Here is a 14,151-nt window from a genome sequence, read left to right as displayed (position 1 = left end):
GGGAAAAGGAAATCTATCATGCGCAACAAGATCATCTCGGCGGCGGATGCCGCAAAACTCATCCCCGACGATGCCGTCATCTGCATCGGTTCGTCGGCCGGCCTCAACTGCCCCGATCACATGCTGGCCGCGATCGGGGAGCGCTTCCGCCAGGAAGCCCACCCGCGCAACCTCACGGTGTTCTCGCCGATCGCCGCGGGCGACATGTACGGGATCAAGGGCATCGACCACCTTGCACAGGAAGGTCTCATCTCGACGATCCTCGCAGGCTCCTATCCCAGCGGGCCGTCGTCCCTCCCGTCGCCGGCCATCTGGGAGATGATCGGCCGCAACGAGATCGCCGCCTACAACCTGCCTTCCGGCGTCATGTACGACATGGCTCGTGACGCCGCGGCCAAGCGGGCAGGCGTCCTGACCAAGGTCGGCCTCGACACGTTCGTCGACCCCCGCCTGAATGGGGGCAAGATGAACGATGCCGCGGCGGCGCGCGGCGACGTCGTCCACCTGGTGGAGTTCGGTGGCGAGAGCTGGCTACATTTCCCCAACCACTTCCCGCACGTCGCCATCGTCCGCGGCACCACCGCCGACGAGCGCGGCAACATCTCGATGGAGCAGGAAGGAGCCGTGCTCGGCATGGTTGATCTCGCCCTGGCGGCGCGCAACTCCGGCGGTATCGTGATCTGCCAGGTCAAGCGCACCACGTCAGCAGGCTCAATCCCCACGCAACGGGTCCACATTCCGTCGACGCTGGTCGACTATGTCGTCGTCGATCCGGAGCAGGCCCAGGCGACCGAGATCCTGTATGACCCGGCCATCAGCGGAGAGACACGGCGACCGCTCAACTCCTTCGCGGCGGAACCCTGGAGTGTGGACAAGGTCATAGCACGCCGCGCCGCCATGGAACTCGCCGATGACAGCGCGGTCAATCTCGGCTTCGGCATCTCGGCGCTGGTTCCCACCATCCTCATCGAGGAGGGACAGGCCGAAGCAGTGACCTGGGTGATCGAGCAGGGTCCTGTCGGCGGCGTGCCCCTGACCGGCTTCGCGTTCGGGTGCGCTGCCAATGCCCAGGCGATCTTCCCGACCCCGCAGCAGTTCACGTACTTCCAGGGCGGCGGCTTCGATTGCTCACTCCTGTCGTTCCTCGAGGTCGACGCCTTCGGGAACGTCAACGTGTCCAAGCTTGCCGCGCGCCCATACCTGACGGCCGGCTGCGGTGGCTTCGTCGACATCACCGCCAATGCCCGCAAGGTCGTCTTCAGCGGCTACTTCACGGCCGGCGGGCTGAAGGTCTCCGCCACCGGCGGCAAGCTCCGGATCGAACAGGAGGGCAAGATCTCCAAGTTCGTGCCCGAGGTCAGCCATGTCACGTTCAGCGGTCGCAGAGCCTTGGAAGTCGGCACCGACATCACCTATGTGACCGAACGCTGCGTCCTCAAGCTGACGCCGGCTGGACTGACGGTCGTGGAGCTTGCCCCGGGAGTCGATCTCGAGCGCGACGTCCTGGCTAGGGCCGGCATTCCTCTCGCTGTTGCTGCCGACCTGAAGCCGATGGACGAGCGCCTGTTCCACCCGGAACCGATCGGGCTCGACCTCAAGCCGCGCAAGGGCGTGTCCCGCGATGACGCGCGCCGCGCAGCGTAAGGAGGGCGAAATGTCGGATACCATCATCGCCAACCCCGTCTTCGAAGCGAGCATTGCCGCCCCCGGCGTCCTGCTCGTCCGCATCGTGTCGCAGCCGTTCGGGGTCTTCACGATCGAGGCCCGCCGCCAACTGGCCGCGTTCCTCGAGCGTGCGCATGCCGATCACGGCGCCCGCTGCATCGTCCTGACAGGGACGGGTCCGTCTTTCTCGGCCGGCTCCAACATCCGCGAGTTCGAGGTAACGGAGGAATGGATCGAGACCGCGCGTCGGGCCGAGACGCACCTCAACGAGACGATCGAGCGCGGACCCGTTCCCGTGATCGCCGCCTGCAACGGGCACACCCTTGGGGGAGGGGCCGTCATGGCCCTCGCCTGTGACGTGCGCATCGCCGGCCGGAGTGCGACCTTCGGTCTGCCCGAGGTCCGCCTCGGCGCGATGGCCACGGCAACCGGCACGATGCGCCTGCCGCTCCTCGTCGGGCGCGGGCACGCGCTCCGGCTGATGCTGACGGGCCAGAGGATCGATGCGGAAGAGGCGTATCGCATCGGCATCTTCGAGGAACTCGTCGACGACGATCAACTGCTGCCCCGGGCGATCGAGATGGCAACCCAGATTGCCTCCATGTCCCCGAAGGCGGTGCACGCGACGCGTCGTTGCGTCTCGACGGGCCTGCGCCTCGGCTACGACGCGGGACTCGCCATGGAGTCGGAGATCACGGTTCCGCTCGGCCTGTCCGATGACGCCGTCGAAGGCAAGGCAGCCTTCGTCGAGAAGAGGGCGCCCCGGTTCAAGTGAGCCGACCGTCATGTTTCCATGCCCGGTGGATCGCCGCCGGGCATCCAACCTTCAATCTCGGGAGTTTCCCATGGGCGTTCCGGAATTCACGACGCTTCCGCTTTCCCGCTGCTCCATCAACACCGCGACCCTCGGACACCGCTCGCCGATTGGTGAGGTCATCGAGCGGATCGCGCGGCATGGCTTCGGCGCCATTTCCCCGTGGCGCCGCGATCTCGAGGGACATGATGTCAACGCCGTCGCCCGCCAGATCCGTGATGCCGGGCTGTCTCTCAGCGGGTATTGCCGCGGCACCTACTTCCCCGGGGCGACGCGTGCGGACTTCGAGGCGCATGTCGACGACAATCGCCGTGCCCTCGACGACGCCGCTGCCCTCGGGGCACCGTGCTTTGTCCTCGTGGTGGGAAGCCTGCCCGAGGGACGGAAGGATCTCGGCGATGCACGTGCCCAGGTGGCCGAGGGCATCTCGTTGCTCCTGGAAAAGGCCCGGAGCGTCGGCGTCACCCTCGCGGTCGAGCCGCTGCATCCGATGTACGCCGGGGATCGGTCGTGCGTCACCAGCTTAGGGGAAGCGCTGGCGCTTTGCGAAGCCCTGGATCCGGACCGCTTGGGCGGGATCGGCACGGCGATTGACGTCTACCATGTCTGGTGGGACTGGCGCCTGGAAGCCGACATTGCGGCGGCAGGCAAAGCCGGGCGCATCTCCGCGTTCCACGTCTGCGACTGGCTGGTGCCGACGACCGATCTGCTCCTCGACCGCGGCATGACGGGCGACGGCGTCATCGATGTCAAAGGCATCCGCCGCACCATCGAGGCCGCCGGATACGATGGCTTCGTGGAGGTAGAGGTCTTCTCCCGGCGCTGGTGGTCGACGCCCGAGGACGAGGTGTTGCAGGCCTGCGCCAAGGGATTCGCCGGGATCTAGTCCTCGCATGAATCCCTGAACCTAACGAGCATTGGCGTCGCGCCCCGGGAGGTATGACGGTGCAATCCGACGATCGATCCATCCTTCACGCGCTCTTCCAGGCTGCCCTCGACGCGGCACGTCCCGCGGGCAAGTTCGCGGGACGCCTGCCCGAACCGCCGAAGGGACGCACGATCGTGCTCGGCGCCGGCAAGGCGGCGGCGAGCATGGCGCAGGCGTTCGAGAGCGAATGGGAGCAGCCGTTCGAGGGGCTTGTCGTGACCCGCTATGGCCACCGTGCCCCGACGCGACGGATCGAGGTCGTGGAGGCCGCCCATCCGGTCCCCGACGCGGCAGGGGTTGCGGCCGCGCAGCGGATCCTGGACCTGGCTACCGGGGCGGGACCGGACGATCTCGTGGTCTGCCTGATGTCTGGCGGGGCCTCGGCCCTGCTGAGCCTCCCGGCGCCCGGCCTGACACTGGACGACAAGCAGGCCGTCACGAAGGCGCTCCTCCATTCCGGCGCGCCGATCGGCGCCATGAACGAGGTGCGCAAGGCCCTGTCGGCCATCAAGGGCGGTCGCCTTGCCGCAGCCGCGGGTCCGGCAAGGCTGGTGACCTACGTGATCTCGGATGTCCCGGGGGACGATCCCGCCAGCATCGGCTCGGGCCCGACGATCCCCGGGATGTCCAGCCCCGGGGAAGTGCACCGAATCCTTGAGCGATACGGCGTGGCGGTCCCACCCCATGTCGCGTCAGTCATCGAGCGCAATGCCGTCCCGACGGGCGTGGGAGGCGAAGTGCACATGATCGCGACGCCGAAGATATCTCTCGACGCTGCGGCGCACGCCGCACGCCACATGGGGCTCACGCCGCTGATCCTCGGCGATGCCATCGAGGGCGAGGCGCGGGAGGTCGGCACCGTCATGGCGGGGATTGCGCGCTCGGTGGCACGTCATGGCGAACCGGTCCGGTCGCCTTGCGTGCTGTTGTCCGGCGGGGAGACGACGGTGACGGTGCGTGGCAAGGGCCGGGGCGGGCGGAATGCCGAGTTCCTGCTCTCATTGGCGACGGCGTTGCAAGGAGCTCCCGGCATTGCAGGACTGGCGGCAGACACCGACGGCATTGACGGCTCTGAGGACAATGCCGGCGTCTGGTTCGATGACCGGTTCGTCGCCTCGGCAGGCGAGCGCGGCGTCGATCTCGGCGCTGCCCTGACACGGAACGATGCCTATGGCGCCTTCGCGGCCATGGATCGGCTGGTGATGACCGGCCCGACCCTGACAAACGTCAATGATTTCCGTGCGATCCTGATCCGGAACGACCGGATCAGGCCTTAAGATCACAGGCCGGAGACCTGTCGCAGCCCAGATGAGCCAGGGAGCTAGCAACCATGGACTTCTTCGATGATATCCTGAACTGGAAATTGAAGCGGGGCTCCCACACGTTTCCCGGCCGGGATGACGGTACCTGCATCAACGAGGCCGCCATCGTCGCGGCTGGTTTCCCCTATCAGCCCGTGCGCTCGGTCGAGGACATGCCGGCGTGCTTTTCGCGCCCGATCTGCCGGTTGGCAATGCGGCTGAACGACAAGGCCTCGGATCAGGAACGCCAGCACCTGCTGCCGTTTGTCACTCGGCTGGCCTGTGCTGACACGCCAGCGGTAGAGCGGGAACGGGAGGCGTACATCAGGACCCGCCTGCGCTGGCGCCTTCCTTTTCGGGAGGGGATGAAGATCCTTGAGGAGGCCCTGGCGATCGGGCGGCAGGCTGATGAGCTTCCTCCACCGGAGGCGCGGGCGCGCATGAAGGACGTTCAGCAGCAGGCTGCAATATCCACTTCGGTGGACGAGCATCCCCTGTTCGTCGCCAACTACCCATGGCTGGTCAATGTTGCCTAGGTTCTGTGCAACGGTGGAAGCTGGCACTTCTTGGAAGAAACGCTTTGGTCTGATCCTGATGCGGTAAGCTGACCTTCGTTTCATTTCCTGTTCGTTAAAGTTTGACCCACAGCAGACCATCCAGCGGCGAACGGACGTTCGAGGCTGGTCATGCCCACCCTCGGCCCTGCACCTAAGCGCAATGCGGGTTCAGGATGCACGGCTGAGGGGCGTGTGAGTACCCTGTCCGGGGCTACTCGGACCCGCTGTGGCTTCCACTCAAGCCGCGTTGGTTCCGTTGAGCTATCGCGTCACTGGGCAATTGCGGAGTTGTTCAGGAGCCGCACAGCAATCAAGGCGGCGCCGAGTACCACCAGCGCGCTGACGAGGAACACCGTGCCCAAGCCAGCCGCACCCGCGACCGCCCCCAACGCAGGGCTGGCCAAGCCAATCGCCAGGTCGAGGAAGGCAGTGTAGGCGCCCATCGCAAGGGCGCGGCTTTCCGGCGGCGCGCGGCGCACCGCCTCGATGCCGAAGCTGGGATAGACGAGCGACCAGCCAATCCCGCTGAGCACTGCCCCGGCCAGGGCCACCATAGGCCCGGGGGCCAGCCAGATCAGAGCTTGGCCGGCCGCCTCGATCAGCACGCTGGCCAATGCGACCTTGGCGCCGCCGAGCTTGTCCGGCAGATGGCCACCGACCACTCGCGCTACGATGAAGGCACCCGCAAAGGCGCTGAAGGCGAGCCAGACCGGAGCCCACCCCCGGTCGACGAAGCGCAGCGCGATGAACGCGGTGATCGCCCCGAAGCCGACGCTGCTCAGGGCCATGCCGATGCCGGGCACCCAGACGGCACCGATCACCTGGGTGAAGGCGGGGCGGATCTGGGTCGGGGGCACGACGGAGCGCAGCGGCAGCACGAGCAGCAGGGTGGCGAGCGGGATTAGGGTCGTCGCCAGCGCGATCGCCACGAAGCCGTAGCTCGCGTACAGGGCACTGCCGAGCGGAGCGCCCAAGGCGAAGGCGGCCCACATCGCGGTGCCCACCCAGGCGATGACCTTGCCGGCGTGCCGGGCGTCGACTTGCGCCAGAGCCCAGCCGAAGGCTCCGGTGATGATGAAGCTCTCGGCCCCGCCGAGCAGAGCCCGCCCCAGCAGCAGGATGGTCGCCGAGATCGCGGGGGTGCCAATGAAGGAGAGCGAGACGAGATAGAGCAGCCCCGCCGCTGCGCCGCCGAGCAGGCCGGGGACGACCGCGCGTTTGGCGCCGCGGCTGTCGGCGTAGTGGCCCGACCACAGGCGCGAGATGAGCGAGGCGGCGAACTGACTGCCGGTGATGAGCCCGACCACGAAGGTGCTGAGGCCCAATCCCTGGTGCACATGGAGCGGGAGCACCGGCAGCGCGAGGCCTGCGATCAGAAAGCCGAACAGGACGACAGCCATGATCGGCAGCAGGATCACGAGGACAGATGGAGCGGTGGACGCCCGCGACTTAGAGGAAGCAACAAGCATCATGGGCTCTCGCGGAAAGGACGCAGGACTATCTAGCCGATGCCGCGGCATGCGATTAGATGGCATTGTCTGCATGGGCCTATTAGGGGAGCTTATGAATGCCGGGCGAGAGCCTGAACGACCTCTCTGCGTTCCTGGCCGTTGCGCGGGAGCGGAGCTTTACCCGGGCTGCGGCGAAGCTCGGGGTCTCGCAATCGGCGCTGAGCCAGACCATCCGTCAGCTCGAGGAGCGGCTCGGGCTCCGGCTTCTCACCCGCACCACGCGCAGCGTCTCGCCGACGGAAGCAGGAGAGCGCCTCCTCAGGAGCGTCGGGCCGCGGCTGGACGAGATCGAGGCCGAACTCGAATCCTTGAGCGAACTCCGCGAGAAACCCGCTGGGACCATCCGGATCACGGCGACCGACTATGCCATCGATCATGTGCTCTGGCCGAAGCTGGAGAAGTTCCTGCCGCAGTATCCGGACATCAAGGTCGAACTGTGCATCGATTACGGCCTGACGGACATTGCCGCCCAGGCTTTCGATGCCGGCGTTCGTCTCGGTGAGCAGGTCGCGAAGGACATGATCTCGGTGCGCATCGGGCCGGACCTCCGCTTTGCGGTGGTCGCCTCGAAGGCATACTTTGCCAAACATGCCCCACCGGAGACACCGCAGGACCTGATCGATCATACCTGCATCAATCTGCGCCTGCCCACCCATGGCGGGCTATATGCCTGGGAGTTTGAGAAGGACGGCCAGGAGCTGAGGGTGCGGGTGGAAGGCCAGCTCATCTTCAACGGGATCCAGCAGATCCTCACCGCGGCGGTGGCGGGGTTCGGTCTCGCCCACGTGCCGGAAGGCCTGGCGCAGCCTTATCTCGCGAAGGGGCGCCTGACCCGGGTGCTTGCCGATTGGTGTCCAGCTTGGCCGGGCTACCACCTGTACTACCCGAGCCGGCGCCAGGCTTCTCCGGCCTTCGCGCTGCTGGTCGACGCCTTGCGTCATCGAGGGTGAAACATCGGCAGCGTGAGGGCTGAAAGCCTTTGTGGTCCGCAAAGTGTCATGACCGCTATGGCAATCCCGAGACGTAAGCCCGAGGGCAGCATTCCTCGCGGAACCAGACCTCCACCAAGTTCACGAATATCGCTGCCTGACCTGTTTCTGCCATTCAGAAGGGCCGTGATCGACATGGTGGTGGCGCGGAGGGATCGGTCGACTACACTCCCCGATCAGCGTCACGCGAACGAGGGCGAGGAGTTGAGCCATGGCGATCGACCCACAGAAGGTTTTGCGCCTCAACCTGCCGCAGTGGCAAGGCGGGGACCGGCCCAACTACCGCATCGGAGGGCGAGTGCTTGCGGCAATCGCCCCTGAGCCGCAAGGGCCCGAGGAGACCGTCCCGGTTCCCGTCGTCGCGAAGGACGAGCGGACCGTTGACGGCGGCATCGTCTCGCGTTCCGCGCTGCTCGAGCAACTCGCCGCCGCGCGCTCGGCCATCGATCGGCATACCCCCGACGCAGTCGTGACGCTGGGTGGGGACTGCCACGTCAATCTGGCCCCGATCGCCTATCTCAGCGAGCGCTATGGTGACGACTTGGCCGTGCTGTGGATCGACGCTCACCCGGACATCATGCGTCCAGCGGAGAACCGATACGCCCACACGCATGTCCTCGCGACGCTCATGGGCGAAGGCGATCCGGAGTTCGTGGCGGCGGTGGGTCGGCCGCTGGATCCGAGGCGCGTTCTCTATGTCGGCCTGACCGAGATCTCGCCTGTCGAAACCGACTTCATCCGGGAGCATGGGATCGTCCGTCTCAGCCCGGAGGACTTGGCGGGTTCACCCGAGCGCGTTCTGAAGTGGCTACACACCTCGGGGGCGACGAAGGTTGCGGTCCACTTCGATGTCGATGTTCTCGATCCCTCGCTCTATGACTTCCTCCTGTTCCACGATCCCTATGCCGCGCCGGGTACCTATGATGAGGTGCCCAAAGGCCGGATGCGGTTCGAGGAGGTCGCCGCGATCCTCAATGCGGTCGCGGCGGAAGCCGACATCGTCGGCCTAGCCATCACCGAGTACATGCCTTGGAGTGCAATCAAGTTGTCGCGCGCCCTCCGTTCGCTCCCGCTCCTTGGCAACGAGTAGGGCGGCAAGGAACGACCGCTCATGGCACGAGGCGGACGAGCCTGTGTCAAAACGCGAGCAGGTCGCTCAGTGAAGCAATTTGATTTCATGCAAGCGCTGGCAGACCGCGGAATTCTCGGTACAGGAGCATAAATTCGTACGAATCTTTCGACACGGCCGACTCTGTTTGAGTTTTGACACGCTCTCGGACGAAAGCCGAACTCATAGGGTGAGCTGACTTTCATAAGGCCATGCCTAACGGCTCAGGTTGACCCATGCGGACTCTTTATTGGGTAGCTTCTCATTTTCTGCGGCTCTGTTTCACATGAGTTAGAGCAGTCCCATGCGGGCAGGTGCATCGTGATAGCTGGAACGGGGGTGGCTTTTACCGTGGGTTCCTCAAGCCGCCCCGCTCACATGATCCGCCTGAACCGCGCACCCGCCGCGGCTTGAGCTGAAAGGGAGGCCGAGATCGATAATCCGCCTGGGCTGCGACCGCCTCCCTCATCTTCTTGCGTCAGGGGTGCCCGTCTCAGCTTTACAATCAGAGCCGTTTGACCGGATCATCCGGAACACCGTCAGTGACGTGTGACCTGCGGGTCACCACGGGCCCGTCGCCCCGCGACCGGGCCCGCTCCATGTCGGCGATCCAATCTGCCCCGACTGGGACGTGCGGACCTTCAAAGGGATGTTTTGGCCTACGGAGTGCGCACGAGATCAGGCAGGGCCTGAACCAGCGCCCGAGGGTTAAAGGGCTTCTGCCACCGAGGGATGTCCTGGTACTGAGCCGGCACAGTGGCTTGGTCATACCCGGTGGCGAATACGACAGGGATCCCGCGGGCTGCGAGAGCCTCCATGACCGGAAAGACCATCTCGCCGTCTAGGTTGATGTCGAGAATGGCCGCATCGAGGCGCTCGCCGGTGGCCAGGATTGCCTGCACCCCATCCCGGCTTGGCACCGGCCCGACCACCTCGGCCCCGAGCGCGTGCAGCGCTCGGCCAATGTCCCGGGCGATGAAGTACTCGTCCTCGGCCACCAGCACCCGGCGGTTCGCAAGAGCGCCGCGTGGTTGAGCGGTCATCCGTCTTCCTCCCGCAGATCCTCGTCAGTGACTTCGGGCAAGCTAAACTGAAAGGAGTCGCCGCAGTTTAACACAGGTTGCCGGATTGTGCTGTCGGATGGCGTCCGATGACACCGCTCGGCTCCAGGAAGGTTTTGGCCCCAAGGCCGAAAAATGATGATCGACCTCCTGATCGCCGCCCCCAGGATCAGAGGGGTACGCAAAGGCTTGGCTTCCGGTAAAAAGTTGCTTTGGGCCGATCGTCGCAGCGTGCAATTGAGAACAGCCCTTGCACGCCTTGCTGCGTTGACTTGCGACACCCTTGTTGAGATTGCTCGCCTCAGGCTTTGGGACATTACGTCTGATCATCTGCGGGCCAGGTTGGACCCTTGCTTCGATGGCGAGTGACAGACCTCAACTGACCGTGGCCGATAATGGCTTCGAGCGCTTCCCAGGAGCCCGCGAGTTGGACAAGATCGCGGGCGGACACCCGTTGTTGCCCGTGCTCGAAGTCTTGCCGGCCGCGGTGTACACCACCGATGCCGCGGGGCGGATCACCTTCTACAACCAGGCCGCTGTCGACCTGTGGGGGTGGCGCCCGGAACTGGGAAAAAATGAGTGGTGCGGCTCCTGGCGCTTATACTGGCCGGATGGGCGGCCGATGCCGCACGATCAATGCCCCATGGCCATTGCGCTGAGGGAGAACCGGGCCATCCATGACGGCGAGGCCATTGCTGAGCGCCCCGATGGCACCCGGGTTCCGTTCCTAGCCTCTCCGACCCCGTTGCACGATGCGTCCGGAGCGGTGATCGGCGCGGTCAACATGCTGATCGATGTAACCCGGCGCAAGCGCAGTGAGGAGCACCAGAAGGTGCTGATGGCCGAGTTACAGCACCGGGTCCGGAACACGCTCGCGGTGATCCGCTCCATTGCCCACCAGACGGCGGAGACCAGCGAGTCGGTAGAGGACTACACCATGCACTTCGCGGGCCGGCTTGACGCCTTTGCACGGGTGCAGGCGGCGGTGACGCGCGATCCCAGCGCCGGGATCGATCTGGCATCCCTGGTCGCCGAGGAGTTGCTCACCTGCGCGGCTCAGGAGGGCGAGCAATTCAGCCTGTCCGGGCTCCCCATTCGCCTCCAGCCCAAGGCGGCCGAAACCTTGGGGCTGGCGATTCATGAGCTGGCAACCAACGCGGTCAAGTATGGGGCGCTGGCGAACCCGCAAGGGCAAGTAGCGGTGGCTTGGCACCTGGAGGACAGGGAGGGCGATCCGCGCCTGAGGATCGAGTGGACGGAGACGGGAGTGCCGGTCATCGCACATGCACCCCGGCGCAGCGGCTTCGGGACCGAGCTTCTGACGCAGACCTTACCCTACCAGCTCAGAGGAACAACGACGCTGACGTTCAAGCCAGGCGGGCTGCAATGTACCATCGAGTTCCCGGCCAAGGGGGTGTTGCAGTAGCAGGAGCCGGCTGATCGGTGCGACTGGCGCGCCCGATGCTGCAACCCTCTTTGGGCGCGTCCTATGCTCGGTTCGGCTGCGAGCCAAGCAGCCGGCACGAAGGTCGCCGTCTGGCACTCCCGAGACGTTAGACCGAGGGCAGCAGTCCCCGCATGACCAGACGTTCCGAAGGAGCCGGGGTTTACAGTGCGTGCCCCTTTGTGGCCCAACGGCGGCTCCTTACGGAAATGTAGTTTCCCCGATCGGCTTTCGTCAGGCCGCCCGACTGAACAGACGTCCCCAGCCTCGCTTCTGAGGCTCTGCTTGGGGTTCAGCCTCAAGCGGCGGGCTCGGTTCTTCGGCGCTTTCGTCGAACTCCCTCTGTGACACGTGATCTGCTTCGGCTCCGGATATCGCCTCAACCGCCGGCTCTGCTGCGGCGTGGGCGGCGGGCTCCAAGACTTCGATGCGACCCTCGAAATCGTCATCCTTCACATAGGCGATGATGTAGGGCAGGCTCCGAGGGGTTGCGATTTCATGGCCGAGGACGACTTCCCGCGTCGTTTGGAGCGAGAAACTCAGGCCTCGGAAAGTGTTGATCTCGTTGCGATCGATGATGCCTTCCACGAAACTGCGTGTAGAGTTAGGAGGATAAAAATACACACGTACCTTATCGCCAACTGCAAGTTCCATCTACTTACCTTTTCTTCTCGTTGGGCAGAGGAGATTTCAAGGGTGAGCAGCCTAACCGCAAATCGTCCTTTTGTTGGGCAACACTAATCGCAGAGCAGCGGCCTCCAAACCGACGGCTTCAGCGGCTAAGGCCTACGGGAGGAGAAGCATGAACCACCGCAGGGATGAGGGGGGCTATCCCTCAGGCTGGCGAAACTCGGTGGTGCCCGCCCGCTCGAGTTCACCGGCCGAACCCGTTACCGTGCCTGGGGCATCGTGTGAGGGACAAAGCTTCCATTAGTCTGCGCCACCCACCGTGTGTCATCGGTTCGTCTTAGGACATAATTCAGCCTTACTGAGCTAGCAGGTCCCGACACATGCGGCCGACGTCATCGCCGCAACTCAGATACCGAGTTGCGCATGGCGACCTTGAGCGTCCGCAGCGCAGACAATCCAAGACGAAATTCAAGACCGCCCTAACCTGAGCAGTTGGCCTGATGATCGACAAGACACGAACCTTCAGCCTGCCCACATGGCGGTTCACACGCTGGCTGGCAGATCCCATCCAGGAGGTGCCCTACGAGATCCGCCTGGCCCTGATCTCAAGCCTGTACGGCACCCTGCCAATCTTCATCGGTGGTGTGGTCAACACCGTGCTCGTGTCGGCGGTGATCGCCATCCGCCAGCCGCAAGCTCCGTTCCTGGCGTGGTTCGCGTTCGAGGCCATCCTGTGTGTCGCCCGCACATACCTGATCCTGAGATCCTATCGGGCGGCTGACCGGCATCGTGACACACCGACAGATCTCTATATCCTCCTCGCCCTGCTGTGGGCTCTTGGCGTCGGCGCCGGGTCGTTCATGAGCTTGCTGAGCGGCGACTGGGTCAGCGCCACCCTGGCCTGTCTCTCGTCGGCCGCAATGATGGGCGGCATCTGCTTCCGCAACTTTGCGGCGCCTCGCCTGGCCACAGCCATGATCGTGCTCAGCTTCGGTCCAACCTGCCTCGGGGCGATTGGGTCGGGAGAGCCGATCATGCTGCTGACGGCGCTGCAGATCCCCTTCTATCTCTACGCCATGGGCAAAGCCGTCTATCGCCTGAGCGCCATGCTGATCTCCACCATGCGGGCCGAACGCGACAACGACCATCGCGCCCGGCACGACGTGCTGACGGGCCTGCCGAACCGCCGCTTTCTGATGGAGACAAGCGAAACGCTGGGCTCACATTCCATGGTCTTTGCTATCGTTGACATCGACCACTTCAAGATTGTGAATGATACCCATGGTCACCGAATTGGTGATGTCGTTCTGCAGACGGTCGGATCGCTCATGGCGACCCACTTGGCCGCGTATGGCATGGTCGGTCGGCTTGGCGGGGAGGAGTTCGCTCTCATCGCTCCAACGGCGTCAGTCGATCAGATCGTTACAGGGCTTGGCGAGCTGCTCCGAACGGTGGAGACCACACCGATTGTCATGTCGGGCGTGACGATCCAGGTCACCCTGTCGGCCGGTGTCGCTGTACGCAAGGTCTCTGAACCGTTCGACAAGGCGTATGCGGAGGCGGACGCGGCGCTGTATCGGGCCAAACATGCCGGCCGGAACAGGATTGAACTTGCACGGTCGACGCAGGTGGACCATGGCTCGGTCACTGAGATGTCTCAGAGCAATTGAAACAGACGCCCCGCTGCGCTCGTCCTCTGCATGGCAGGGCGGTAACAGGTCCCTCTATCCCACTGTTCCCTGACTTGCAGTTTCAAATTTGCTCCGAGCGCTTGACCTGCAGGAATCCCGATTGGGATGTCTGTCTCAAGAGCCCACGAAGTGCCTGCAAAATTCTATGCCACACACTGACCTCTCCCACTCCGTTCCTGGCCTGCAGAGAGCCGAGCCTCACCTTCCTCTGTGATGTGAGCCTTCGTGCATGATTTCCGGCTTGGCGTGATGCACACATCGTGAGGGATCTGTCGAGAGGCCCCAGATGCCGGTTTTCCTGATGAGCCGTCGCAGCCTTCCTCAAGTTCGCATGCAGGGGATCGGCGCAAGTTCTGCTCCTGGTTGAGCGCTAACGCAGTACGTAGCAGGAACATGCTCTCCAACGCAGGTGTGTCGAGCGGGCCGGCGGCCTAATACGCCTCGGTTCGGGC

Annotated in this window: 12 protein-coding genes; 9 read left to right on the top strand and 3 right to left on the bottom strand. The window is 64.5% G+C overall.

Going from position 1 to position 14,151, the window contains the following annotated elements; translation table 11 throughout:
- Nucleotides 1-18 precede the first annotated feature (18 nt).
- From KBI52_RS10760 to KBI52_RS10740, 5 genes are all read left to right on the top strand, one after another.
- Nucleotides 19-1,644, top strand: a complete 1,626-nt coding sequence (locus tag KBI52_RS10760) for an acyl CoA:acetate/3-ketoacid CoA transferase (RefSeq protein ID WP_210807320.1) — start codon at nucleotides 19-21, stop codon at nucleotides 1,642-1,644.
- A gap of 10 nt (nucleotides 1,645-1,654) precedes the next feature.
- The gene (locus KBI52_RS10755; RefSeq protein WP_210807318.1) at nucleotides 1,655-2,440 is read left to right on the top strand and encodes an enoyl-CoA hydratase/isomerase family protein; all 786 of its coding nucleotides are present in this window, start codon (nucleotides 1,655-1,657) and stop codon (nucleotides 2,438-2,440) included.
- Between the two features lie 70 nt (nucleotides 2,441-2,510).
- Nucleotides 2,511-3,365, top strand: coding sequence for a sugar phosphate isomerase/epimerase (locus KBI52_RS10750; RefSeq protein WP_210807316.1), 855 nt, complete (start codon nucleotides 2,511-2,513; stop codon nucleotides 3,363-3,365).
- Nucleotides 3,366-3,418: 53 nt separating this feature from the next.
- Nucleotides 3,419-4,684, top strand: a complete 1,266-nt coding sequence (locus KBI52_RS10745; protein ID WP_210807315.1) for a glycerate kinase — start codon at nucleotides 3,419-3,421, stop codon at nucleotides 4,682-4,684.
- Nucleotides 4,685-4,737: 53 nt separating this feature from the next.
- Nucleotides 4,738-5,244 (top strand): hypothetical protein, encoded by a 507-nt coding sequence (locus KBI52_RS10740; protein ID WP_210807312.1) that lies wholly within the window; start codon nucleotides 4,738-4,740, stop codon nucleotides 5,242-5,244.
- 290 nt (nucleotides 5,245-5,534) lie between these two features.
- Here KBI52_RS10740 and KBI52_RS10735 read toward each other — a convergent pair whose 3' ends face one another.
- The gene (locus KBI52_RS10735; RefSeq protein WP_210807347.1) at nucleotides 5,535-6,734 is read right to left on the bottom strand and encodes an arabinose transporter; all 1,200 of its coding nucleotides are present in this window, start codon (nucleotides 6,732-6,734) and stop codon (nucleotides 5,535-5,537) included.
- 98 nt (nucleotides 6,735-6,832) lie between these two features.
- Between KBI52_RS10735 and KBI52_RS10730 the strand changes: the two genes are divergently transcribed.
- Both KBI52_RS10730 and KBI52_RS10725 read left to right on the top strand, forming a co-directional pair.
- Nucleotides 6,833-7,726, top strand: a complete 894-nt coding sequence (locus KBI52_RS10730) for a LysR family transcriptional regulator (protein WP_210807310.1) — start codon at nucleotides 6,833-6,835, stop codon at nucleotides 7,724-7,726.
- A gap of 250 nt (nucleotides 7,727-7,976) precedes the next feature.
- Nucleotides 7,977-8,855: an arginase family protein gene (locus KBI52_RS10725; RefSeq protein WP_210807308.1), complete on the top strand. Its 879-nt coding sequence runs from the start codon at nucleotides 7,977-7,979 to the stop codon at nucleotides 8,853-8,855.
- 677 nt (nucleotides 8,856-9,532) lie between these two features.
- Here the strand turns inward: KBI52_RS10725 and KBI52_RS10720 are convergent.
- Nucleotides 9,533-9,916 carry a response regulator gene (locus tag KBI52_RS10720; protein WP_210807306.1) on the bottom strand — a complete coding sequence of 128 codons (384 nt, stop codon included), beginning with the start codon at nucleotides 9,914-9,916 and terminating at the stop codon, nucleotides 9,533-9,535.
- Between the two features lie 445 nt (nucleotides 9,917-10,361).
- Between KBI52_RS10720 and KBI52_RS10715 the strand changes: the two genes are divergently transcribed.
- Entirely contained in the window at nucleotides 10,362-11,360 is a 999-nt protein-coding gene (locus KBI52_RS10715) for a sensor histidine kinase (RefSeq protein ID WP_210807304.1), read from the top strand.
- A 252-nt stretch (nucleotides 11,361-11,612) separates the two neighbouring features.
- On the opposite strand, the gene KBI52_RS10710 is transcribed toward KBI52_RS10715, so the two are convergent.
- Entirely contained in the window at nucleotides 11,613-12,032 is a 420-nt protein-coding gene (locus tag KBI52_RS10710) for a hypothetical protein (RefSeq protein ID WP_210807302.1), read from the bottom strand.
- Nucleotides 12,033-12,508: 476 nt separating this feature from the next.
- Here KBI52_RS10710 and KBI52_RS10700 point away from each other — a divergent pair, with 476 nt between their 5' ends.
- Nucleotides 12,509-13,678, top strand: coding sequence for a GGDEF domain-containing protein (locus tag KBI52_RS10700; RefSeq protein WP_210807300.1), 1,170 nt, complete (start codon nucleotides 12,509-12,511; stop codon nucleotides 13,676-13,678).
- Nucleotides 13,679-14,151: the final 473 nt, after the last annotated feature.

It is taken from the genome of Microvirga sp. HBU67558, assembly GCF_018069605.1.
GTDB lineage: Bacteria > Pseudomonadota > Alphaproteobacteria > Rhizobiales > Beijerinckiaceae > Microvirga > Microvirga terrae.
The sequence above is the reverse complement of the archived record's forward strand: the minus strand, read 5'-3'. Positions and strand labels throughout refer to the sequence as shown.